Origin of the sequence: Thalassovita litoralis (genome assembly GCF_900182725.1) — a bacterium.
Taxonomy (GTDB): Bacteria; Pseudomonadota; Alphaproteobacteria; order Rhodobacterales; family Rhodobacteraceae; genus Thalassobius; species Thalassobius litoralis.
Window position 1 is genome coordinate 1 of the sequence record NZ_FXTO01000033.1, and the last position, 23,574, is coordinate 23,574.

23 protein-coding genes are annotated in these 23,574 nt (G+C 59.9%); 7 read left to right on the plus strand and 16 right to left on the minus strand.

Going from position 1 to position 23,574, the window contains the following annotated elements; all coding sequences use genetic code 11:
• The 5 genes from FN828_RS16940 to FN828_RS16960 all read right to left on the minus strand — a co-directional run.
• Window positions 1-1,416, minus strand: a 1,416-nt coding sequence (locus FN828_RS16940) for a ParB/RepB/Spo0J family partition protein (RefSeq protein WP_142494605.1), incomplete at its 3' end; no start/stop codon positions are given.
• Between the two features lie 154 nt (window positions 1,417-1,570).
• A complete protein-coding gene (locus FN828_RS16945) occupies window positions 1,571-1,960 on the minus strand; it encodes a DUF3768 domain-containing protein (protein ID WP_043754131.1) in 390 nt (129 codons plus the stop codon).
• 88 nt (window positions 1,961-2,048) lie between these two features.
• Window positions 2,049-2,258, minus strand: a complete 210-nt coding sequence (locus FN828_RS16950; RefSeq protein ID WP_043754132.1) for a DUF6330 family protein — start codon at window positions 2,256-2,258, stop codon at window positions 2,049-2,051.
• A 23-nt stretch (window positions 2,259-2,281) separates the two neighbouring features.
• The gene (locus tag FN828_RS16955) at window positions 2,282-3,220 is read right to left on the minus strand and encodes an ArdC family protein (RefSeq protein ID WP_043754134.1); all 939 of its coding nucleotides are present in this window, start codon (window positions 3,218-3,220) and stop codon (window positions 2,282-2,284) included.
• Window positions 3,221-3,260: 40 nt separating this feature from the next.
• Window positions 3,261-3,746: a hypothetical protein gene (locus FN828_RS16960; protein ID WP_043754136.1), complete on the minus strand. Its 486-nt coding sequence runs from the start codon at window positions 3,744-3,746 to the stop codon at window positions 3,261-3,263.
• A 444-nt stretch (window positions 3,747-4,190) separates the two neighbouring features.
• On the opposite strand from FN828_RS16960, the gene FN828_RS16965 reads away from it, so the two are divergent.
• Window positions 4,191-4,541 (plus strand): MbcA/ParS/Xre antitoxin family protein, encoded by a 351-nt coding sequence (locus tag FN828_RS16965; RefSeq protein WP_027264271.1) that lies wholly within the window; start codon window positions 4,191-4,193, stop codon window positions 4,539-4,541.
• Window positions 4,541-5,053 carry an RES family NAD+ phosphorylase gene (locus tag FN828_RS16970; protein WP_043754138.1) on the plus strand — a complete coding sequence of 171 codons (513 nt, stop codon included), beginning with the start codon at window positions 4,541-4,543 and terminating at the stop codon, window positions 5,051-5,053. The genes FN828_RS16965 and FN828_RS16970 overlap by 1 nt, the downstream gene beginning before the upstream one ends.
• Window positions 5,054-5,227: 174 nt before the next feature.
• Here FN828_RS16970 and repC read toward each other — a convergent pair whose 3' ends face one another.
• The 4 genes from repC to FN828_RS16990 form a co-directional block, all read right to left on the minus strand.
• A complete protein-coding gene (gene repC / locus FN828_RS16975; RefSeq protein ID WP_085870099.1) occupies window positions 5,228-6,283 on the minus strand; it encodes a plasmid replication protein RepC in 1,056 nt (351 codons plus the stop codon).
• A gap of 240 nt (window positions 6,284-6,523) precedes the next feature.
• Window positions 6,524-7,492 (minus strand): plasmid partitioning protein RepB, encoded by a 969-nt coding sequence (gene repB, locus FN828_RS16980; protein ID WP_223229246.1) that lies wholly within the window; start codon window positions 7,490-7,492, stop codon window positions 6,524-6,526.
• Window positions 7,492-8,691 (minus strand): plasmid partitioning protein RepA, encoded by a 1,200-nt coding sequence (repA, locus tag FN828_RS16985; protein WP_043754158.1) that lies wholly within the window; start codon window positions 8,689-8,691, stop codon window positions 7,492-7,494. Before repA ends, repB begins: the two co-directional genes overlap by 1 nt.
• Window positions 8,692-9,033: 342 nt before the next feature.
• Window positions 9,034-9,942: a recombinase family protein gene (locus tag FN828_RS16990; protein ID WP_043754160.1), complete on the minus strand. Its 909-nt coding sequence runs from the start codon at window positions 9,940-9,942 to the stop codon at window positions 9,034-9,036.
• Between the two features lie 226 nt (window positions 9,943-10,168).
• On the opposite strand from FN828_RS16990, the gene FN828_RS16995 reads away from it, so the two are divergent.
• Together FN828_RS16995 and FN828_RS17000 are read left to right on the plus strand one after the other, a co-directional pair.
• Window positions 10,169-11,236 (plus strand): hypothetical protein, encoded by a 1,068-nt coding sequence (locus FN828_RS16995; RefSeq protein ID WP_050686115.1) that lies wholly within the window; start codon window positions 10,169-10,171, stop codon window positions 11,234-11,236.
• A gap of 202 nt (window positions 11,237-11,438) precedes the next feature.
• A complete protein-coding gene (locus FN828_RS17000; RefSeq protein WP_043872284.1) occupies window positions 11,439-12,104 on the plus strand; it encodes a L,D-transpeptidase in 666 nt (221 codons plus the stop codon).
• A gap of 39 nt (window positions 12,105-12,143) precedes the next feature.
• Here FN828_RS17000 and FN828_RS20915 read toward each other — a convergent pair whose 3' ends face one another.
• Entirely contained in the window at window positions 12,144-12,413 is a 270-nt protein-coding gene (locus FN828_RS20915) for a hypothetical protein (RefSeq protein WP_050686128.1), read from the minus strand.
• A gap of 169 nt (window positions 12,414-12,582) precedes the next feature.
• On the opposite strand from FN828_RS20915, the gene FN828_RS17015 reads away from it, so the two are divergent.
• Together FN828_RS17015 and FN828_RS17020 are read left to right on the plus strand one after the other, a co-directional pair.
• Window positions 12,583-14,979 carry a heavy metal translocating P-type ATPase gene (locus FN828_RS17015; RefSeq protein WP_234994810.1) on the plus strand — a complete coding sequence of 799 codons (2,397 nt, stop codon included), beginning with the start codon at window positions 12,583-12,585 and terminating at the stop codon, window positions 14,977-14,979.
• Between the two features lie 99 nt (window positions 14,980-15,078).
• Window positions 15,079-15,555, plus strand: coding sequence for a L,D-transpeptidase family protein (locus FN828_RS17020; RefSeq protein WP_043872282.1), 477 nt, complete (start codon window positions 15,079-15,081; stop codon window positions 15,553-15,555).
• Window positions 15,556-15,558: 3 nt separating this feature from the next.
• Here FN828_RS17020 and phnE read toward each other — a convergent pair whose 3' ends face one another.
• The 4 genes from phnE to FN828_RS17040 are packed head-to-tail and all read right to left on the minus strand — an operon-like array spanning window position 15,559 to window position 19,851.
• Entirely contained in the window at window positions 15,559-16,317 is a 759-nt protein-coding gene (phnE, locus tag FN828_RS17025) for a phosphonate ABC transporter, permease protein PhnE (protein ID WP_009820129.1), read from the minus strand.
• Window positions 16,317-17,099 carry a phosphonate ABC transporter ATP-binding protein gene (locus tag FN828_RS17030; protein ID WP_052453653.1) on the minus strand — a complete coding sequence of 261 codons (783 nt, stop codon included), beginning with the start codon at window positions 17,097-17,099 and terminating at the stop codon, window positions 16,317-16,319. Before FN828_RS17030 ends, phnE begins: the two co-directional genes overlap by 1 nt.
• The gene (locus FN828_RS17035) at window positions 17,096-17,971 is read right to left on the minus strand and encodes a phosphate/phosphite/phosphonate ABC transporter substrate-binding protein (protein ID WP_043872281.1); all 876 of its coding nucleotides are present in this window, start codon (window positions 17,969-17,971) and stop codon (window positions 17,096-17,098) included. Before FN828_RS17035 ends, FN828_RS17030 begins: the two co-directional genes overlap by 4 nt.
• Window positions 17,971-19,851: a cytochrome c peroxidase gene (locus tag FN828_RS17040; protein ID WP_052453654.1), complete on the minus strand. Its 1,881-nt coding sequence runs from the start codon at window positions 19,849-19,851 to the stop codon at window positions 17,971-17,973. Before FN828_RS17040 ends, FN828_RS17035 begins: the two co-directional genes overlap by 1 nt.
• Window positions 19,852-19,945: 94 nt before the next feature.
• Here FN828_RS17040 and mntR point away from each other — a divergent pair, with 94 nt between their 5' ends.
• Window positions 19,946-20,416: a manganese-binding transcriptional regulator MntR gene (gene mntR, locus FN828_RS17045; protein WP_009820125.1), complete on the plus strand. Its 471-nt coding sequence runs from the start codon at window positions 19,946-19,948 to the stop codon at window positions 20,414-20,416.
• Between the two features lie 243 nt (window positions 20,417-20,659).
• On the opposite strand, the gene FN828_RS17050 is transcribed toward mntR, so the two are convergent.
• Both FN828_RS17050 and FN828_RS17055 read right to left on the minus strand, forming a co-directional pair.
• Window positions 20,660-21,652: a cytochrome c oxidase assembly protein gene (locus FN828_RS17050; RefSeq protein ID WP_040652273.1), complete on the minus strand. Its 993-nt coding sequence runs from the start codon at window positions 21,650-21,652 to the stop codon at window positions 20,660-20,662.
• Window positions 21,649-23,568, minus strand: coding sequence for a penicillin acylase family protein (locus FN828_RS17055; RefSeq protein WP_043872280.1), 1,920 nt, complete (start codon window positions 23,566-23,568; stop codon window positions 21,649-21,651). The genes FN828_RS17050 and FN828_RS17055 overlap by 4 nt, the downstream gene beginning before the upstream one ends.
• Window positions 23,569-23,574: the final 6 nt, after the last annotated feature.

The following is a 23,574-nucleotide window of genomic DNA, read 5'->3' on the forward strand; positions in this document are numbered from 1 at the left end:
GCGGTATTCCTTGCGAGCATCGATCTTGATCGCCTGCGTGACACTCATGCCGCTGGCCAGAACATCACTCACCAGCTTGAAGAGCGTCAGATCGAGCGTGGCCTCCGGATGCAGCGCCATCGCGGCCCCAAGCGCCATGGCTCGCTCGGTCTTGAGGTCCTCAGCCAGTGAGGCCGGGTAGGTGATTTCGCCCGGGTCCGGGGCCTCCTCCCCGGTCGGGCTAGCCGAGGAGCCGCGCGCGCCCTCCTCTTTGACGGTGTCTTCCGGGCGGACGAGGCCCACATGGAGCGTGATCTGCCCACCCTGCCACGACGCTATCACCCCAGACCGCGCGAGGTCCTCGGCGCTGTAGGCTTCCTGCAGATCGCGGGCTTCCTCTTCCAAGGCGTCGACGCGGTCGTAGAGGGCATTGTACGCGTCCTCCTCGAGCCCTTCATCCTCCATCTCGAGTTGCAGTTTCTCGAGCTCGGCGGTGATTTCCTCGATGCGCTTTTGGGCCGCCTCATCGGGCTCGGTCGGGCCGGGATAGACGCGGCCGTAGTCGGCCATGGTCGCGTAATCATAGCGCACCATCGCATCGGCCCAGGCAAAGCCCAGCCTCATACGGGCCTCTTCGGCAGCGGCACCGAGCTTTTCGAGCAAGATGGTTTCGACCAGCGCCGCATCCTCGAGCACCGAATGCTCTTCAAGAAGGTCGGCAGCGATCGCCCCGCCGCGCGCCTCATACTCCTCGCGCACAAAGGCCCCGATATCGTCGCTGACCTGCACGCCTCGGGACTTGAGCGCCTGACGCACGGTGTAGGCTTGCAGGTAGCTGTCTTCCTTGGTCAGCGCCTCGAAGACCTCGCGCTGCACGTCCTGGCTCGGATGCTCCGCAAATGCCTTCATCGTGTCGAGCGTGATCGTCTTCGCACGGGCCGCAGCGCGGATATCCGGATGAATGAGGCCGTAGCGCAACCGGCCTTTCACGGCGGCCACCGTGGTGCCGAAGGTTTTTGCTATGGTCTCGGGCGTCTGGCCGTCGACCTCCATCATCCGCGCGAAGGCCTCGAACTCGTCAATGGCGTTCATCGGCGCCTGGGTGACGTTCTCGGCAAGAGACAACGCCGTGGTGACATCGCAATTTTCCGGCACGAGGCGGCAGTCCACCTTGGTCTTCGCTGTAAACCCCTTGGTGGCCTTGTCAGCGATCAGCTCCTTCAGGGCTGCATGGCGCCGACCTCCGGCGAGGACAGCGTATTTGCCGTCAAGCTTCTGGACCAGGAGCGGCTGGAGCAGGCCCAGCACAGCGATGCTGGCCTTCAGATGCGCGATGTTCTCGGGGTCATAGGTTTCCGGCGAGTTGCTGCGCACATTTGCGGGATGCGAGACCAGATCGCCGATGGCGACGGAGACGGGTTTGAAGCTTGTGGTCATGGCGTTTCCTTTTCGGTGGGTTTGGAGCGGCCCGCGCATTCAGATGCGCGGCCAATCCCCGTCTTCAGGGATCACCACAACAAAAGGCCCACTCTCCCTTTGAGGGGTCAGCGGGCCTTCATCGCCTGGGCTGTCAGGAGGGGTGTCCCCTCCCCTACCAGTCGCGCGCCAGCATGATGGTCAGCACGCGCATGGTGGTGGCGGGATTGTCCGGGGCCTCGGCGCCATAGCGGAAGTCGGAATCCGCTTCGTACAAATCCAGTTTCCAGAACACGGTCTCGCCGCGGACCTCGACCGCCCCGAAATCATGCCATCCTTCGGGATCGTTCTCGGGCTCGAAGGTCTCGAACATGCCCGTGGCCTTCACCGCCTCGGCCATGAAGCCGTCACCGGCATTCATAATTGAGCGGGTGACATGCATGCGGCCCTGAATAGACTGGGCGGTTGGCACACCGAGGCACGCGAGCTTGCGAAACGCGTCGTTCTGCGCTGCGATCACACTCGGATCTGGGCGGTCTGTCTGGGGTTGTCCTGTCATGGACATGGGGTGCTCCTTTGAGAAGTTGAAACACCCTTCCAAAAGCCAGCTTTTTCTTTTTCCCCCTGGCGGCAGGACAGAAGCAGAAGGGGCCCTACCCGAACAATCGCTTGGGTCTGTAATTCGGGTTGGGGATGGTTTCGATCCAGCCGCCTTGGTGCTTGATGGTCTCAAGTGCCGCCGAGAGCGGATAAGCGCCCTCGGACGGGCTCCACCAATAGGCGCCGTGCTTGAAGGTGATGATCTTGCGGCGGCCGTCGTTGAAGCAGGCCACCCGCAGCGTCTTGGGTTCCTTACGTGACATGGGCGTCTCCGTTCTCCCTGTGGTCAGGCGGCCTTGGCTCGGCCCCCTGCCCTGCCCGCCTCCGATCTGGCGATCAGGTAATCACAGGCGCGCTGCGCATCCGCGGCGTGCTTGAAGATCGCACCCTTGTCCGACCGAAGAACGCGCAACCAGTTATGGAGGTAGGCAGCATTCATCTCGAGCGTATGCGCCGTAAAGCCGAGCGTCTGACCCAGGAACACCGAGGTCAATTCCGCGACGATCTCCTCGCGCGCGTAAGAGGTGTTGCCAAACTTCGAGAACCCGAAATCACGGTTCAGTCGATGCCGGGCCTTCGTGGCATGGGCCAGCTCATGCGCCCAGACCCCGTAGAAATTGCGCGGGTCCTGGAACCGCGTGATGGATGGCATGTAGACCTTGTCCACGGGGGGCAAATAGTACGCCTCCGTGCCCGTGAAGACGGTCGTGATGTCGATGGCATCGAAAAACGCCTGCATGTGCGGGATGGGCTCGGACGGCGGATGCTCGGGCGCGGGCTCCGGGTCTGGGAAGAAGCTGTCGGGCAGGCCATCGATCTGGCAGGCATTGAACACGCGGTAGGATTTCTGGAAGCGGAAGATGCGGGCTTCCTCGGAGCGATCATCGCCATCGCTGCGGTCGTCCTCGCCGCCCGCGTCTTTCCGGCTTTGGCCGTAATAGACGACGACAGAGGATTTCTCGCCCTTGCGGACCTTTGCGTCCAACGCATTGGCCTGAGGCAGAGTCATCCAGAAGGGAGAGCTGTGGCCCGCCATCACGGTCCGCATCGTCAGCAGGAAGTTGTTCACCCCCTGGTAGGGTTCGCCGCCCACGCGCAGGGGGCGTGAGCTGCCGCCTGCGGTCCAGGGCTTGCGCCACGGCAGGACGCCGCGCTCGATGATGCGGATGATTTCGTTTGTGATGACCTCGGAGGCATCGAATTTGGGCGTGGGGGATCGGGCCATGGCTGGCCTCCTTTCGAATGTTTGTGAGAGGGAGTGGTGATCAGATTGACTGACGGGGCCGCGGATCGTTGACGATCCTCGCGCCGAGCCGCTCGACCGTGTCGATGTAGGTGGTCAGCGAGACGCACCTGCCGGCACCTGAAAGGTCAGGATCGACAGATCTGTCCCGCGCCACCCGCGGCAAGTTCGCGAATGCGATAACATCGGTGACGGGTCGGATATCGATGAACGGGGTCCCTCGTGCGACCGCAAGAGCGGCCAAGGGAAAGCGTTCGATCGGCGCGAAAGTCGACACTGTGGTCCAGCCGAGATGAAGGAACGTCCCACCCTCCCCGCAGATCACATGCGCGTTTGGCAATAATGCCGCCTGCCTGAGGTAGCCAAGATCGCGCAGGACGGTCTCGCGCTCGAGTTGCCGCGATAGCGCCGTCTGGCCAGTTCTGCGCAGCTCTCTATGCCGCCACCAGGAGGCGGCGGTTGTGCGGAGCACGCGCAAGACACCTGTTTCCATTAGAATGCCCTTCATTAGGAAAGACAGACCGGAATCCGGTCCGGACCCATCCGAGGGACCCCAAAGGCCCTCATCCGTCAGTCACAAAACCCGAAGGACACTTTTACTTTTCAGCAGCCAACTGGTCCGGGGTAACGGCCGAGGGTCCGACACCACCGCGGACCCCAGTGACGGCATGCAGTAAGTGGCGGTTTCGATCCAAGATCGGCAAGCCATATCGGCAACTCCGGCCCGACTGCTGCAGTCTTTCTCATATTATCAATAGCTTATCTGACGTTCTCGATCGGCAAAAGCGCTCCAACGGTGACCTCTCAGGCCCAAAGATCAGGATTTGCTTCGTTCAGAGCACTGCAGCGTTACGGATAAGCACGGGAAACGAAGGCGCAGCGCCTCCTGTCAGCTTGAATTTCAGCGATGTTGCCGCTATATACCGTCAGTATCACCGTAGGAGCATAGATCATGCACATCACGAACTTTGCTGAAGCTGGGCAATTCGAACCGCGCAAGATCGCCGCGGTGCTACGCACATCAGCAGAAGAGATCGCATTGACCGTCGGCTTGGGCAAAGACGCGTTGCAGAGGCGAGCCCGCATCGGTTCGGACAAGACGCAGCGCCGCCTGCGCGAATTGGTAGAGGTGCTGAACAAAGTTGAGCCCCGCTTCGGCTCGGAACTGATGGCCTATGCATGGTACCGGTCAGAGCCCCTGCCCGGCTTTGATGGCCGGACAGCCATGCAGCTGGTGCAGGAAGGCAAAGCTCAGCAAGTTCTGGAATACATCGATGCGGTCGATGCGGGCGTCTTTGCCTGATGCCGCTGAAAGATGGACGCTACACAGGGCCACTCTATCGCGCCCTGAACCCGGTCTATGCGCGTGAACCTCTGTCCGGACGAGGCGCTGAACTCTATGGAGGGCGCTTTAACGCCAAGGGCACCCCTGCCCTCTACACCTCGCTGGATCCCGCGACCGCTCTTAGAGAAGCCAACCAGGTAGGCAGCCTGCAACCCACGATCCTGGTGTCCTACAAAGCCGACCTTGGGCCTATTTTCGATACCCGCGATCAGGACAAGCTCGAACGGTATGGTGTGACCGAGGCGATGCTTGCCGACTCTGCATGGCGCATGAAGATGCTCGATGGCCAATTGGTACCGACACAGGAGCTAGCACGCGCCCTTATAGCAGATCGGTTTGCGGGGCTTCTGATCCAAAGCTTTGCGAAGGGTGCGTCATCAACGGACTTCAACATCGTCCTGTGGGCCTGGACTGCCAACAAGGGTTCTTTGGAAGTGGTGGATGACGAAAAGCGGCTGTCGCGCATGTGAGTTGTGAGACTTGGTGCCGGATCTGTCCACCGCGGTGGACATCGGCGGGTCGGAGGTACATGGATTGACTGTGTAGTATCGCCCTAGTGGAATTTGGCTCTGTCGCTTTGATGCATGTGGCGAGACCGCGCGTCATTGGACTAGTTGATGGCCAGACGTCCACCGCGGTGGACACTAGGCGGTTTGCATAGCAGTTTTGGATAGACGCTTGATCAAAGCCACTGGATCAAACTGGTCTTGACGTTGGCCCAAGGTGATACTGTGAAAGTACGCTCCAAAATCCCTGATGCGTTGTCCAAGTTGTAGCATGATGAAGATCGCGCATGACGCTTTCTGAGCTCCTACTGCATTCTTGGCTTTCTCAAATGTTTCTGGGTGAATCCCCATCATGGGTGCAAGAGTTCGAGCATGGTTTTCAATGTCCAACCAGTCTCTAAGTCTCTCTGTGGAGAACGATGTCGCTTGATCGCAGACTGAGGTTAGCAAGTCTGGTTTCAGAGCTTCATTGCCTGTGTTGCTATCTAAATCTTTTTTTTCTTCTTCAGACATAGATTGGTGCCGGACAGTTTGTCCGTCATTGGCGGGCAACTCCACAGTTTCTGGTGGGTTATCTGGGGTATACAAAGTCTGGCATTCTTTGTCCGTGTCGGCGAGCAGCGCGTGGTATTCGGTAAGGCTCAGCTTCCTGCGTAGAGCTCTCCGTGCGTGGTTGATGAATGTGTTGCTGGGATCATGCTCTTCCAAATGGGCGAGCTTTGTCAGGATCTGTTTGCGGACAAATATCCGATCCCGCCGGTTATTTTCCATCTCATGTGCGATGGCGATAAGCTCGCTCGCACGTTGGAGGAGGGGGGTTAGAGACAGTCCATAGCTGATGCATTCCCCGCTGGATGAGCGAACGCGGTAGCGCTTTCTGTTCGAGCTGTCATTGCGTTTGATGAACCCGAGTTCGACGAAGCGGTTGATGTGCCTGCGGAGTGTCCGTTCGTCGATTCCGCCGACGCGCTGGCAAATCGAGTCGTTGGACGCGAAAACCGTTTCGCCATGGCCGGGCTTCAAGAAACTGAGCATGGCTTGAAGTGTTTGGATATGGCCAGGACGCAGACCGAATACGCTACGTGCATCTCTTAGTGCCCTGAAGATGGTCCAGATGTCGGTTTCAGCCGCAGAAATTGAGCCGCGTGATGCATCAGCATCAGCGGTTCTGATCGATAGTTTTGTAAATGCCATGGTTTCTTCACGACGACCGTTCGGCCCACAACTTCCCAGTCTCTTCCCGAGATTTCGCTCAGAAAAAGGCAATAAAAACCCGTCCACCGAATCGGTGACTCTTGACCGGTTTGCTGGAGGTTGCTACATCATGAGTGCTAATCGAATGATGAGGGCTCTCCAGGGGAAACTTTGGGGGGCTCTTTTCTTTCTGGTCTTCGCTTTTCTCCTCTGCTCGAGTTACTCTGTGTGGCTCGGGGCTTAGGACCCAGAGCCGCTCTCATTCCGCCACTGTTCGAAGAGCTTCAAAAGCGCTGCCTCCGCGCGCTCTTCGATCCATTGGCCGAATTCTGGGTTGTCCTTCTTGGTGATCTTGATAGCGATCGTTTTCTGGTCGACTGTCAGCGTTCCCACAGAGCTACCGTCCCCATCTTTGACAACGGACGTTAGGCTGCGGTTGGCTTGCTTCTTGTCGCTACGCGCCTTGTTCGAGCAAGCCGAGTAGACTGCCTGAAACTTATCCGCGCTTGGAGTGTCGTCGGGCAGGGCGGCGATCACCTCTTTGGCTGTGTTCACCAGATCTATCTTTTTCGACAAAGCGGCCAGGTCACCCCATTGCCGTCGTCCGATGCCATGTGCCGGCCCGATCAGCTGTACAAGCCCTTCTGGCAGTTGCTCTATGACGACGCGATGATTGGACACGCCCTGCCGTGTCAAGCCGAGAGCATCCTGAATGACGTTTGGCTTGTAACCTGATTCCTGCATCTCTTTGATAAAAAGAGATTTCTCAATGAAAGACGGGTCTAGTCGGAGGTTGTTCTCTTGGCCCTGTGCGATCAGAGATGCGTCGTCATCCAGGCTTCGAACGATCGCCTTGACCGTTCCGCCGACCATGCGGATCGCTGCGAGCCTGCGTCGTCCGTAGATGATACGGTATCTGTCCGGTTGCGCTGATGGACGGACCATAATTGGTACTTGTTGCCCATGCTTGCGAATGCTTTCGGCCAACTCATCAATACTGGAATCCTCCAGCACCAACCGATCGCGCAGACCATCCATGTCAATCTGATCGGGCTCGATGTCACGGATCGAATTCGCGGTAATCTCGCGCAAAGAGTCGCGCAATCCGCCAACAGATCCTGGCAGTTTTGCTGCTTTTGGCGGGGTAGGGGAGGGGGCCGCGCTCTCCTTCTCGTCCTTTGGAGGCTGATTGAAGATATTTCGGGCCATCAGCGACGCCCCCATGCCATTTGGATTGTCTGTTCCAACTCATCTCCAACGCCATTCACGCTGGTCAGAGCGCGATCAATCGTTTTTCTAATGAATTGGCTCGGATCAACTTCGTAGACGGTTTGCTGGGTCATACCGGCGTCCGAGATTGCTGTAGATTTCAGCATTGGCTCAGTCATGACCTGTCCGGCCAAGATCGATCTCAGGTAGCCCGCCATCTGGGTCTGAGGCCCGTCCGACGGCTCGTATCTCGTGATCAAGAACTTTACGAAGTCCCATGTAACGCGCCTGCCAATGGCTTCTTCGACAGCCTTTACCGTTTCCGAAGCAAGTTTCAGGAACTGGCTCATTGAAGCAATGTCGAGCATGCCAGGCACGACCGTTACTAGGAGTCCCGTCGAGGCTGCCAACGCCGTTAGGGTCAGAAAGCCAAGTTGAGGTGGGCAGTCGATCAGAACGATGTCGTAATTCGCCTCTACTTCCTCAAGCGCTAAGGCAAGACGCTCCGCAAATATGGGTTGCACCCGGCGGGCGAGGGCGTTTGCCGTCTCAGTTTCGTATTCCGAGAGCATCAGGCCCGCTGGGACCATATCGAGCTTATGGAAGTAGGTTTTTTGGATGACGGCTGAGAGCGGAACTTGTTCCTCATATCTCAGGGCATCATAGATTGTGCCGCCTTCGGCGAACTCGAGCTCTGGCCGAAAGCCGAAAAAGGTGGTCAAACTTGCCTGCGGATCGAGATCCAAGACCAACACTCGGTAACCTCGCAAAGCATACCGTTGTGCAAGATGGATCGTTGCTGTTGTTTTTGACGATCCGCCTTTGAAATTGACGACAGATATCACCTGGAGACGATCGCCTTCACGTCGACCGGGGCGGTAGCTTTCTGCGTTCTTTCCGGTGCGCCCCAGAATGTCGCGCAGCTTATCGATCTCTTGGGCTGTGTAGAACCGGTGTCCGCGGTTGTCTGTATGAACTTCCGGGAAGCTGCCGTCCTTGTGCCGGTTGCGCAGGTTAGATGTGCTAACGCGCAGGAGGCTGGCAACTTCGGTAGAACTGAATCGGCGCAGGGACTTTCGTTCTTCGGGCTCGAAAGCGATCTTCATCTGGCGATCCAAAGATTCAGCCAGATTGTCGGCAAATGCTCCGATGTCGGAAGAGCCTATGCCTTGCGCGTATCCAACGTTACGATCATCCATGTCCTGCCGCCCACTCTCGGCCTCTGTTGAGGCTCTTGGTCATTCTGACGGTGTACAGCGCGACTGACGCGTTTTACCGTCAGAATGGGAATGCCACGATCAAGTGAGTCCGGCAAGAAGAATCTAGATGTAGTGTGAAAGTTATCCACAGCACCAATACGTACAGTCACATCAAGATAACTGCAAGTTGTTGATTTTATGGTGATAAATCCAAAAGACCGTGCTTCAAGCCATTCATGGGGATTGTTTGGATGGTATTGGCTAAACCCATGCAACCAATGGCACAATTGACCTTCTGACGGTGTTTAGAGCGATAGATTCAGCTGTTTGAGCCTCTGCTAGTTACAGTTGGGAGTGAGCCGATTCTGATGAAATTAGGCCAAGCCGCTCCGCTCGTTCGAGCAACATTTTGACCGAAGACGGCTGCCAGCTGGCACGACCTCGAGGGGTCCGTTCGCGCATCGACTCTAGCCGATCGCAGATCGCCTGCAGCGTGATTTCGGGGTCCGCGCCTTTGATCGCTGCGACGATGGCCGGCAGGCGGTCATCGGTTTCGCGGCGTCCGGCGCGGCCAAGCACCTCGGCAGGAAGGAACCCGTCGCGCACATATGCCTTCACAGCGCGGAGCAGTCGGCCTTGTGTCCAATGGTGATCTGGGGGCAGGGGGGCATTGATAATTCGCAGCACGTCTTCCCAAGCCATATCGGGGCGCAGGCGGCGCACATGAGGCACCCAATCCTGCGCGGTCTCGTTCAGGCGTTCCATATAGCCGTCCTGCCGTGCCAGCCGCACCTTGCGCAGCGCGGCGGGATCCTTGGCGCGTAGCCCTGGGTTGCCGCCTACGCGCCCTTTGGCGCGCGCAGAGGCAAGCCCGGCCTTTGTGCGCTCGCGGATCAGAGCGCGTTCGAACTCAGCCGCAGCGCCCAGAACCTGCAACGTGAACTTGCCCTGGGGCGAGGCAGTGTCGATCGGGTCCTGGAGCGAGCGGAAGAACGCCCCCTTTCCCTCCAGTCTTTCGATCACCTCCAGCAAGTGCGACAGAGATCGCGCAAGCCGGTCGATCCGCACAACGACCAGCGTATCGCCGCTCTGGACGCGTTCGAGCACGCGTGCCAGCACCGGTCGCGCGCGATTGCCGCCCGAGGCGTGCTCTTCAAAGATCTCGGCGCATCCCGCAGACTGCAGGGCCTCAGACTGGGGCAGGGGGGTCTGATCCTCTGTGGAAACACGGGCGTAGCCTATCAGGGGCATGAAAACGGGCCGTTTGCAATTTTATGTATCATCAATAAACGACCGTTTGTAAACGAAAGCAAGTAAGTGCTCGCTCGTCGTGCTCGTCCAAAAACCCTTGGTTTCCTTGCGCTGAGCGCGATCAGAGAGCCCTCGCCGACCATCGCCCGCGCGTGCTATCTAAGAAGCGTGGGTCCACTCTGACAAAACCCTTGGGTAAAATGCAAAAATCCAGTATTTTGCACATATGAAGCCTCAAGCGCCTGCCTTTCATGATGAATCGGACGCTCTCTTTCTCGATGCTGAGGGGGTGGAACAGTCGTCCGAGGACGATCTTTGGTTCTTGCCCGGTCCCATGGAAGAGGAGCCGGATTATCTGCCGCCCGGACCACGGGCCGAACCGCGCGAAACCGAAGTCCTTGATGAATGGCGGAAAGCAGAGGCGGGTCTCGCCGCGCGTCTTGCCAGTGTAGCTGGTCGCGTCGGCGCGCTGGACGACCGCCTGAAGCGCGGCCCCGAAGGATGGCGACACAGGCTTGCCCTGATCGAGGCAGCTGACCTCAGCTGGTTTGTGGGTGATCGTATCGTCCCGGATCGCCTTGCTCTTTGGATATCCATGCGCCTGTCAGGCGTTCAGGAGGACACCGCAGCACTCGCGCGTGTCGGATGGGCAGTTCGCCGTTTGAGCGGCGGGCCGGGGCCCGAGGTGGACCTTTCCGCCTTTCTCGACCGCCGCGACCCCGAGAACCTTGGTGATGATGCCGAACCTTTCATGAATCGTGCGAGCGGCTGGCTGGATCTGATGGCGCGAGCTGTCGATCTGCATCCGATCAGCCGCGCCTGCATGGGTTTCCACCTCTGGAACCTCGCTGGTCTTGGACAGCACGGAGACGGGATGGAGGCGGCAGTCACAGCCGCAAGGATTGCGGCCGGTGAGGGAAGGGGGGCAGTCTTTGCACCTCTGGCCATGGGCGGATCAGGGGGGCTGCGCGCTGGCGGCCCACCCGCTGACCGTCTGGCGCGTTGGCTCGATGGGATGATGACAGCATCCTTGAGCGCGATGCGGCACCTAGACGACATAGAGGCATGGGCTATGCGCGCAGACGCCGAAATGGCACCGCTCTCGGGCAAGACGCCACCTGCTCTCCGCGCCTTACTGACCGAGTGGCCACTCGTCTCTGCACCGATGACCGAAATCTTGACTGGCGCCAGCCGCGCCGCCGTCCAGCGCAACCTTGGCTGGTTGGAAGCGCGGGGTCTGATCCGTGAGGTGACCGGGCAGGGGCGCTATCGGATGTGGCGTGCAACGATATAGTAGAGAAGCCTTTTTGGATTTAGCCCTTTGCTGACCCAGTTGGCGCGTGAACGTCTAGCATTGAAATCGCTATTCAACCCTCTGCTTCTCGCGGTTAAGTGAAAATTTAACCCTTGAACCTCTAGTTGCTAGACGTTTTAGCGTCGAGCAAATCGATCTGACAGATCCGACACCGAAATAGAAACTGCGCGGAGCACGATACATGCTGACAAGACGACACTTCATCCAGACGACTACCGCATTGTTCTCGGCGTCTATCTCGAGTCCGCTCCTCGCTGACACCTGGCCCACTGAAGCGGAAAAGGCTGCTTGGGATGCACAGGTTACACCGCCGGGCTATAATCCAGCCACATCAAACCCGTGGGGCCTGCATCCGCGCTTTCTGCCGCAGCGGGTTGTAGCTAAAGATGGTCTTGTGGCCGGTGACATCCATGTCGATGCTGTTGCGCGCTATCTTTACCATATCGAGGAAGGCGGAACGGCGATGCGCTATGGCGTAGCGATTGCTCGTGGCAAACTTTATGAGCCGGGTGTCTACACGATTAAGCGCAAGGTCAGGTGGCCGCATTGGCAGCCAACACAGAACATGATTGACCGCGACCCGGAGCTCTACGCCGATATCGCTGACGGTATGGAACCCGGACCTGAGAACGCGCTCGGGTCACGGGCGCTTTATCTCTTTGTCGGGGACCGAGACACCTATCTGCGCATCCATGGTACACCACAGCCGCGAAGCATCGGCGGCCGAGCAAGTTCCGGTTGCGTCCGGATGGTCATGGCGCACATAAACGATCTGTATCCGAATGTGGAGATTGGCTCGATGGCGTTCCTATATTCGGCCGAGGACAGCGTGACTCCGCAGAGTTGACCCAAGCCGCGCCGTCAATCCGACGCTTGGACGCGTCAATCAGGATTGGCGCGCGACGCAGATGGGATTGCCGCCTGCCGATCGCAACGGGACCAAGGTCGTTTCCACAGGCCCACTATGCGCATACCAATAGCAATTATCTTCGGGACGTAGCCGTGCCGTGTTGAGATCCTGGTCGGGTGCAGCGAGGGCTGCGACAGATTCTGGAATATTCCCGACCCTGAATGGATCGTTGTCTTCCTTCGGAGGTACCGCACAGCCAGCCAGGGCCAATGTTGCAACCATGATCACCGCATATTTTTGAAGCATATCTATCTCACTTTTTGGCAGGTCAGCCGCGTCCACAGACTTGGCAACGCGTTTCAAGGTTCCGCAGATCGGTGTCCTTACTTGACCAAGTTTCTGTTTTAGCTCTTGAAGCTCTAGTTACTGTAGGGGCTATCTCAATGTGGAATGAACGAATCCCGAGGTCAATCCCATGTCTTCCAATGGCCACCGCCACGACCACAAGCACAGCTCTGACTGCAGTCACGATCATGTTGATGATCACAAACATGCGAGCGTAGCTCGCTACTCTCATGGAGATGGTGCTGCGTGCTGCGGTGCTGGAGCCAACACGGGACCGGCAGAATCCATCCCGTCGAATGGGCGAAGTTTTCAAGTTTCCGGTCTGGATTGTGCCGAAGAGGTGGCAATCCTGAATAGGGTGGTCGGTCCAAAAGTCGGCGGGACTGAGCATCTGGCGTTCGATGTCATCAATGGGCGGATGACAATTCTGGATACCGCAGTCGGGATTTCGGACAACGAGATTTCGCAACTGGTCGCGAGTACCGGCATGAGCGCAAAACCGTGGGACGCCGACAACGCAGCAGAGAATCAGGCCGCGCATCTGGCACGTCAAAAGCGGTTTACCGCGCTCAGCGGCGGCTTCTGGGTGGCAGGTTTTCTCTACCACATCGTCGAAACCGGCATGGGTGGTGCGCTCGGGCTATTCGCAGGGCACGGAGAAATGCCGATGCCACTCGCGGAAGCAGGGTTATTCGCGGTGGCAATTCTCTTCGGGGTCTGGCTGGTCGCGCCCAAGGCTTGGTCTTCCGCGCGACGGTTTTCCCCTGACATGAACTTGTTGATGGTGGTCGCAGTGGCGGGTGCCATCGGGCTGGGCGAATTCTTCGAGGCCGCGACGGTTGCGTTTTTCTTCTCACTTTCGCTTTACCTTGAGAGCTGGAGTGTGGGGCGGGCCCGCAACGCGGTATCGGCCTTGCTGGATCTGGCGCCGCCGACAGCTCGGGTGATCCGATCAGATGGCAGCGAAACCGATGTGCCTGCGGCAGAGGTCGCCGTGAACGATCGCTTCATTGTGCGCGGCGGCGACCGCATCCCCCTCGACGGTGAAGTGGTGGAGGGGGCGGGAGCCGTCGATCAGGCTCCCATTACCGGAGAAAGCGCGCTCGTGCCAAAGGAGCCGGGCGATGAGGTCTATGCCGGCACGATCAACGGCGAAGGCACACTGACGGTACGAGCGACCAAGGCAGCTTCCGACACAGTGTTGGCCAAGATCATCCGTCTGGTCGGTGATGCCCATGCCCGCCGCGCGCCGGTCGAGCAATGGGTGGCGAAATTCGCGCGCATTTATACACCCATCGTGATGGCGGTGGCGATCACCATCGCGGTGGTGCCGCCACTCTTGCTCGGCGGCGCCTGGGACTATTGGTTCTACAATGCGCTGGTCCTTCTTGTCATCGCATGTCCTTGCGCACTGGTCATTTCTACGCCGGTGTCCATTGTAGCAGCGCTGGCCGCTTCGGCGCGAGCAGGGGTGCTCATCAAGGGCGGCGCTTATGTCGAAGCGCCAGGGCGCACCACAGCGCTGGCGATGGACAAGACGGGAACGATCACCATGGGCGAGCCTGAGGTGGCGGCGGTTCACCCGCTGGGTGAAGCCTCCGCTCGCGAAATCATCACGCTGGCAGCCAGTCTGGAGGCGCGGTCCTCGCACCCGCTGGCACGCGCCATCCTCGCGCGCGCAGAAAGCGATGGTGTTTCCGTGTCTGCCGCAGAGGACACGCGGACCGTGCCTGGGCGCGGGCTCGAAGGACGCGCCGACCGGCGCGCGATCTGGCTCGGATCAGATCGGTTTGCCCAAGAGAAAGGTTTCAGCAATGCCATTCCGGCGGATCTTCGGGACCGGATCGAAGGGGCAGGCAGCACCCTGGTTGCCGTGGGTGACGAGACCGGCGTGACCGGCGTGCTGGAGCTTCGTGACCGCATTCGCCCCGATGCAAAGGGTATCGTTGCGCGTCTGCACGCGCAGGGTGTGAAGACAATCGTGATGTTGACGGGCGACAACGAACGCACCGCACGTGCGGTGGCGGCCGAGGTCGGCATTGACGAGGTGCGCGCCGAACTCTTGCCAGAAGACAAGGTGAAGGCCATCGAGGAACTGGTGGAATGCCACGATATGGTGGCGATGATCGGCGACGGCGTGAACGACGCGCCCGCAATGGCGCGCGCGCATTATGCCATTGCCATGGGGGCTGTCGGATCGGATGCGGCGATCGAAACGGCAGATATTGCACTGATGACCGACGATCTGGCTCGAGTGCCGTGGCTGATTACTCACTCTCGGCGGACAATGACGATTATCCACCAGAATATCGGTATATCGCTGGCAACAAAGGCGCTGTTCGTCGGGCTGACCGCGTTCGGGATGGCCTCGATGTGGGGCGCCATCGCTGCGGATGTAGGCGTTTCCCTGTTGGTGGTCGCCAATGCGCTGCGGCTTTTGAACGGCCATCGGATCAAGGACGGGCCTTCGGGCGGTGAACCGGTGGGCGAGCAGATGGCGAAGGGAGCACTGGCGCACGGTCATTGATCCGACGTCTTCGGTAGAGTAACCTCTGGCACCAACAGACCTCGCAAAAAGGGGCGTCGAGCAGTGACAAACACCAGATTTCCACGGCGCGCCTTTTTGATGGGCGGATTGGCCTCCTTCCTGTCAGGTTGTGCCAGCAAGTTCCGGTCTTACAACGGACCCGAAGTGACCCGGCTACGCATGTATAAGGCACAGCGGTTTCTGGTTCTGGACGGGGTGGATGACGTCTTGCGGACCTATCCCATCGGATTAGGCTTCGCGCCCGAAGGTCACAAGCAGTTCGAGGGGGACGGCCGTACGCCGGAGGGCTCCTACGTGATTGATCGGCGCAACCCGGAGAGCCTCTTTCACCTGTCGATTGGCATCTCATATCCCAACGCGGCAGACATCGCTTTTGCGCAGGCTCAAGGAAAGTCGCCCGGTGGCGACATTTTCATCCACGGAGGACCGCGCAAGGGGATCGACCCAATGAATGTCCGCGACTGGACGGCAGGCTGCATCGCCGTCACTGACCGCCAGATCGAGGAAATCTATGCCATGGTCAGGGACGGGACACCGATCGACATTTACGCCTAAGGATCAGGTGAAGCGGCGCCGCAGTGCGACGTTGATCGCCTCAATGGCCATGACCATGACGACGACCGCAATCGTGACGCTGGCGGCCTTATCATACTGGAAGGATCTCACGTAGGTCTGGATGTAGAAGCCGATCCCACCCGCGCCGACGATGCCGAGGATCAGCGACTCGCGCAGGTTCAGTTCGAACCGGAAAATCGTGTCGCGGGCAATGACTGGGGCCATCTGCGGCCAGATCGCATGCCTGAGCCGCACGAGCGGTCCGGCGCCGGCGCTTTCCAGTGCTGCGATCGGCGCGCGGGACACGCCGTCGATCGCCTCGGCATAGAACTTGGCGAGCATCCCCGTTGCATGAAAGGCGACCGCGATGATGCCGGGCAGCGGCCCGAGCCCGACAGCGCCCACCATAAGCATGGCCACGAGGATCAGCGGCACGGCCCGGATAAAGGCCAGCAGCGCGCGCACAGGGCCGAACACCATGCGCGAGACCATGGTCTCGGAGGCGAGGATGGCCAGAGGGATCGACAGGATCACAGCGCCGAGGGAACCGAGGATCGCTATTCTCAGCGTTTCCGCGCTGCCCTTCCTGATCTCGGCCATCACTGTCGGATCGGGCGGGAACATCCGCCCGAGAAAGTCAGCGATCCGCGGACCGGCCGAAACGAGACGCGACAACTCGACATCGGTCGTGGCGAAGGACCAGAGGATTGCGCCTGCGATCAGGGTGCTGGTCGCGAAGCCGCCGAACCTGCGGTGGCCCATCAGGACACCGCCCGGAGGCCGGAACCGGGCATCGGCTCTGCCTCCCGGTAGAGAGCCGCCGTCGCCTCGTCCTGCAACTCGGATGTCGGCACATCGAACACGATCCGCCCGTTCCGCATGCCGATGATGCGCTGCGCGAAACGCCGCGCCAGGTCGGGCTGGTGCGAGGAAAACAGCGCCGTTGCGCCGCGCGCTTGCGCCGCCCCGGTCAGCAGCGCCAAGACCTCCCCAGCGCGGGTGGGGTCGAGGTTGCTCACCGGCTCGTCGGCGAGGATCAGCCGTGGCTCCTGCGCGAGACACCGCGCAATGGCCACGCGCTGCCGCTGGCCGCCGCTGAGACTGTCGACCCGGCGTTCGGCGAGATCGGCAATGCCGCAATCAGTGAGGGCTGTGCGCGCAATGTCGAGATCATGTGGCCTTGGCGACCCCAGCAGGGCGCGCAGGGGCGCCATCCGGCCTAGGCGGCCGTTGAGCACGTTGCGCAGAACCGTGGAGCGTTCGACCAAGGCGAATTCCTGAAATACGAAACCGGTATCAGGTCGGCTTGCGCGCGGCGGCGGTTGGTCTGGATCGAGCGGCGCACCCAAGACTGAAACGCGCCCGCGCCAGCCGTGGAGCCTGCCATCGAGCAATGCCAGCAGCGTTGTTTTTCCTGCCCCGGACGGGCCGAGCAAAGCGACGCTTTCGCCGGTCGAAATCGTAAGCGAGACTCGCTCCAGCGCCGGAACACTCCCGCCCGGATGGGCAAAGTTCAGGTCGTCGATCCGGATGGCGGTGGTCATTCCAGGAGCCCATATCGCCGTGCCATGTCGCGCACGCCGTCATAGGCGGCAGGGTCGGCCCTGACATAGCCGTCCGGCCCGTAGAGATAGCGCAGCTTGTCGCGGTTCTCGGGCTCGTTGAGCCGCAGCATCGCGTTGGTGAAGCGGTCTTGCACCTCGGCATCCAACCCGGGTCGCGCGATCACGACATGGCTGGGGATTGGCGGGCTTTCCGCGATCCATGTCACCTGTGCTTGCTGCTGCGGCGTCAGGAGCAGGTCGGCATACTGGCTGGCACCCGCAGCGTCGACCAGACCTTCGGCCATCGCCTGCATGGCCTGCTGATAGCCGCCTGCGAAGAAGACGCGGCCGAAGAATGCCTCCGCCGCGCCTGGGCCGTCGATCAGCCGAGCCTCGACGAATTCGGCGAGCGGGTAGAGATAGCCCGATTCCGAGATCGGATCGGCGAATGCGATGTCGCGTCCGCGCAGGTCTGCAAGCGCGCCGATGCCACTGTCGCGACGCACGAAAATGCGTCCCGTATAACTCGGCGCGTCGCGGTAGACCTCGGAGAGAAGCGGCACCGCGCCGATCTCGGCCTCGGCCAGAACGAAGGGCAGGGCGCCCATGAAGGAGATGTCGGCGTCGCCGTTTCTCAGCGCCTCGACCGCCGCCGCATGGTCGATGGTGACGAACCCTTCGACGGGGACGCCGATCTCACTGGCCAGCCAGCCGCTGATGGCCTCTATGTCGCCCAGGAGCTTCTCGGGGTTCTCCTGCGGGATGAAAGCCAGCCGCAACGCAGTGTCCTGCGCGGCCAGCGGGGTTGCGAGCGATACTGCGCCCGCAGCGGCCAGCGCCAACATCGTTCTGCGGTTCATATGGATCGCCATCAGAATGCCCTCTCTTCGATTGCGTCGGCTTCGGACTTGAACGCGGTCCAGCTTGTTTCGGCAGCCACCCAGTCATCAGTACGAACGGCGTCACCAACCTCGGCCAGACGTTGGGCCAACGCGTAGACTTCAGGCCGCGCAGCCAGGTTCGACATTGTGCTGGCGTCCGCCGAAAGGTCCGCGGCCACGGTGTCGGTCAGCAGCAGGATATGTTTTGCATCCCGCTGCGGCAGCAGCGTATCAAGCGTCGAGGCGAAGGTCGTCAGTTCGGAGAATGCCAGCCGGAAGGCGGTGTTCTCGGCGTCGAATGCCTCATAGGGCTCGTCCGCTGCGCCCACGGTCTCCAGATAGGCCGTCAGGTCGGCCCGTTCCGCTCCGGTCAGGCCGAGCGACTTCGATTCGTCGAACCAGTCCACGACAGCGGCCAGGGTCGGCAGCGACCCGTCGTGGAAATAGGGCGCGGTGTAGACGGTGCCGAGCAGCGTGGGTGTATCCATCGCACCGGTGCGGGCGCCATCGTAGGCCAACGCAACCGAGCCGATATCATGGGCCTGCCGGTCCAGGAAGTTCGTGTCCGGGACGTGGCAGCTGGAGCAGGAACGGTCGCCGAGCGCCGCGAAGGGTGTATTGAAGATCGCTTCGCCGCGCTGCGCTGCCTCGGGAGCGGCTTCGGTCAGCTGACCATCCGGTGTCAGCATGGAGTTGGGCAGGAAGTCGAATTCGAGCATGTAGGCGAGCAGAGCATCCAGCATGAAGGGCGTCGGTTCATCGCCGCCGAACTCGTTGACGATGACGTTGCGGGTGAAATCGCGCAAGGAGGCGAAGCGGCCATCGCGGCCGTAGGGCCCGGTGAAGCGCAGGCCACGGAGGCTGGGGATGTCAATCGGATCATCACGCCGGTCATTGAAGATCGGGTTGAAGAAGGCGCCATCGACATCGATCGCGCCTGGTTGATGGCTCGCACCCGGAATGAAAAGCCTCTGGTTAACGTCCGATCGGTTGTGACAGGTCGAACAAGCGACCCCGAGACCCTGCGCCGGATTGCCAAAGATTTGCGCGCTGTCGAATAGCATGTCGCCATAGGCCACCAATGGCAGGTCGGTCTCGTCGATGCCCTGCTCCTCGAAATTGAGGACGAGGCGCGGCAGCGGATCCTGATCGAAGATGTCAAACCCCGGCGGCAGGCTAGGCGGCACCTCGATGGTGCGGCCACTCAGGACAACAGTTTCCGGCAGCGCGCTCAGCGTCCGGCGCGGCGCGAAATCGTCAACGAGGTAATTCTCGGCGAGATAGAGGGAGATGACTTCGCGCGCGGCTTCCATGGTTTTGCGACTCGCGGGTGTGGCACCAGCACCAAGAACACCGGCGGAACCTGTGCTGCTGTTGAGTTCCAGCCAGGCGAGGCCGATGCGTCTCGAAGCGTCGGGATCAGCAGCCGCGATACCGTCCGCGAACGAGCGATAGAGTTCTCGGGCTGTCCGCACGGCCTGCTGCGCACGTGCAGGGTCGTCGGCCATGACTGCTCGGTCCAGTTCCTCGTCGATCCGGCGCGCGATCAGCCGCGTCGCCTCGGCAAAGACCGCCTGGCGGTCTTCGCGAGTGATGGCGTCCAGAAGGGGGGCGGGTCCGATGTCGCTGTTGCCGTCCAGCCATGCCAATGCACCAACAGAGAATTCCGAACCCCGGTAGGGTTCGGCCCAGGCGGTCCCGACGTCATCCCAAGGCAGCGGTTCGAGATTTCCGAGGAAGAGAGTCAGCCGGTAGGCCGCCGCCTCGGGAAGCCATGGAGCCTCCTTGGCAGGCGTCGCAGCGACAGGTCCGGACAGGACGAGCGCACTTGCGAGTGCGACAATGAACGCTCCAAGGAATTTCTGAATCACCGCAGTCTCCGAATTCAAAAGTTAGACACGGCTAATTTATCTACCCTAAGCAAACAAGTTGTCAATCCTGCAGTTTCCCTGCAAAGTCCCAACTATGACAAAGCTGCAATCACAGGAACATGAACCGTTCGAAACTGTCGACAGGGCTCCCGAAGCACAGGCTGAGGGGTTCGCGACCGTGCGTCAGGCACATGAGAGCGAAATGGCGGAAGATTACGTTGAACTGATCGCCGAACTGATCGAGTCGCGCGGAGAGGCAAGGCCGGTGGAAATCGCCGAACGTTTTGGAGTGAAGCCGCCGACCGTGACCAAGAACATCTCGCGGCTCAAAGCTGCTGGCCTGGTGCGGCGGGAACCTTACCGCGCCATATTCCTCACGGATGCCGGTCGGGAGTTGGCCGAGGCCTGCCGCCGACGACACAGGATCGTCGTCGCGTTTCTCCTCAGCCTGGGAATCGACGAAGAGACTGCGGAACGCGATGCGGAAGGGATCGAGCATCACGTCAGCACGACCACGCTGGAGGCCTTCGAACACGCCCTCCTGCAATCTCAAAGCGGCAAGTAGCGCAGCATCAAGTTCTCGCGAAATTCAGAAAAGCAAGACTCAGGAGGCGGCGGCGTCAGCAGTCAAAGGCTGGTGGGTTGGCATTTGTTCTGATGGTCAACCTTAGTGCAGAAAATCGTTCGTGTCCTCTGAGCTTGGCCAGCCCGAGATAGTGTGCCCAAAATCTCTGACTGCGACGACGGTGCAGCGAGAATGTCGATCGCGGGAAAAGACGTGGATACAACCTTTGATTTGCTCCTCTGTTCAAAGCGCATAGACAATTGTCACCACCGTCGTCATGACGATGAAGAACATGACCAAGGCACCTATGGCGAGCGTCCGGCCCATGTCGCGGTTTGGCTCTGCTACTTTCAGACGCAATTCTTCGGCCGTTTCCGGAAACTCGAGCGCCGCGGAGTTTGACCCTCGCACCAACTCGTATCGTGAATTCCAGCGACGCACCTCGGCCGCGTTCCACCCGTTCATGACCAGAATGATCGCGGCGATCATCAGCATCGAGGACGGGACCCAGATCGTGTAGCCACCCATGGTTTCGTCGGACAGGGGATCGAGAAACCCGGTTCCCGCCGTTTGGTAGGAAGCATAGAGGCTCACCTCTTTGAGTGTCGTCAAGGAACCCAGAAAAATGTTTGAAACGATCACCGCGAAACCGGAGATCAGCCTTGCGCCGCGCCTCGCGCCCTCAGGGGGATCTCTCGGGTCGAAGAGCATGCCGAAATACCAGATCCCTGCCAGCACCATCGCAAAATGGGCGAACACCTCGATCGCCGCGATGCGCTGAGCAAGTCCGTAAAGCACTGGAATCTGCCAGATAAAGAGCGACGTGATGAGCGCGGCAGTGGCGGTTACCGGATGTGCCAAGAACCGAAATGCAAAAGATTTTCCAAGAGCGTCGAGGTATCGACGCCACCGTCTGTTCAAACCGGCTTGCAATAATCGCCACGGCTGAGAGACCGCGAAGAGTAGTGGTCCTGCAAGGCGGAGGAGAAGGTGCTCCACTTGGTGCACCGAAAAGAGGCTATGCCCCAACGAAGCCAGAGGCGCATTTGTGGCCGCGAGAATGCAGGTCAAGCCAGCGAGGAACAGGGCTTGCCGCCACATAGACACCGTCCCGCGAATGCGAGCGGATCGCACGAGGCCGCGCATGTAGACCCATGCGGCCAAGCTGACGGAAACAAGGGACACTGGCGAAATCGCATACCCAAACGGGTCGAAAAGGAGGAAGTAAGTGATCATCGGCTCCTGTCATTTTGTATTGTCGGCGTATCGACGGATACCGGTGAAAGTCGGGATGTTCCCACAGCGCCACCCCGGGCCAAGGACAGATCAGTGGACATCGTGAGATATTTGCCCTGCATCCACATGAGAAAAAGGTTTTCATAGAAACGTGAGAGCGGGTGGCCGGACTGACCGGCTGGCGCGATGAAATAGGATCCGGCTTCTTCCGAAAACGACATGACCGCCTGAAAATTGGTGCCCGCGCTGGCCGCGAAGGGGCGGTCATTGTCAGAAGATAACAGCGTTGCAATCAGTGTGTATGGATCGCCCGAAGATGGGGCTTCGAGAGACAGCAGATCGCTGATGATCCCACTCGATCGGATTGGCGCCCACCCCATATTCAAAGCGTGTGCTTCGCCCCAGACCCAATCTGACGGATCGGGTCCGTAGCGGTCGACAAGCCAGCCGATGGCATCATCCAGGGCCGCACGAACCTGATCCTGGCAGGTCTCGATGCGGGTGGACGGGCGGATGTCGCACCAGATTGCGCTCCCTCCGCGATCTGAAAGCACCGCAAATAGGATATCGGCATTTGGCCTGGCCCAGACCGTTGTCGCGGATGGAAATTCATCCTGAAGTATCCGTTTTTGCAACGCGCGCGCCCAGGCCCAGAACACGAGCGGTTCCGGTGAAAAGCGATCCATGTCGCCATTCCATTGGGCAAGTTGACCCAGAATATCGCCGCGAAACTCATCTGCGCGGTTCTCTTCGAGAGCGCCTGCGGAACCCACGAACCAGAGCTCTTTTGCCATTATAGGAAGAAGCGCCCGCGCGGCAGTGCTGACCGTGTCGCGCTGCGCCGCAATCGCGCCCTCGACCGAGAATATCGGTTGCCGCACATCAAGAGCTGCCAGACGGGCGTCTCGAAACGAGAAAGGCGTTTCGACCTCCCTGTCAGGCCAGCGAGCAAGGATTTCTCGGCCGATGGCAAGAATCTCCAATCCGGCTGGTGCCAGGTTCATGCTTGCGTCCATAGCATCGTTCACATCGGCGGACCGCGCCAGACGGTCAAGCATCATCAGAAAATTGCCGGCCTTGGCAGCGGTGGGACTCACTGGCTCTTTAAGGGCAGTCAGTGACAGAGATCGGAACGCCCAAGCGACGCGTTCGCTGCGACCGACGACAATGAAGGGCACACCCGGCATTGTAGCCCCAATCGCGGCTCCGGTCGGGAGTTGAATATCCGCCAGGTACCATTCAGAAGGCAGCGATAAGGGGCCACGTATATCGGCGGCGAGAATTGGTGCTCCCGAAGCTGTTCTGTCTCCAGGCAACGCCCAAGCATCGAGGCTGACCTTGGGCGAGGTCACAAACAGCTCGGGCAAAAGAGGTCGATCTGACAAGCCGGACAGGTCACTCTGGCGTCTCTCGGGTTGAAGATCGTTCAGAAACGCTTGGGCAAGTCTGAGACTATCGACGGGTCTCCAGGCAGCGATCATTCTCTCATCCGCGATCAACAGATCGGGTGAGCCTCTGCCGCGCCCGCCTTCGGATACCAGACCAAGCCACGCGTTGACACCAGCGGCATATGCGTCGAGCGCTTGGGCTGTCGAAGGCTCGACTTCGATCGTCTGGTCAAGTGGCAACAAGGCTTGCGCTGCCCGCCTTGCCCTCAATAACTGGCCAAGCCTGTCCTGAGCGTGAACGAAACCAAGCGCGAAATAGGCGTCCGCAGCGGAGTCTGCAGAAATGTGCGGTATGGCCGCAGCATCTCGCAGAATATCGACTGGACCTTCGATTCCCGCAACACTGAAATCCTCGTCATAGTCGGGGACGGAGGCGCGCAAAAGAAAGTAGACGACACCGGATACGGCCAGTCCTGATGCAAAAATCGCCAGGAGCAAGTACAGTAATATGTTGAACAGTCGTTTCAATTCGTT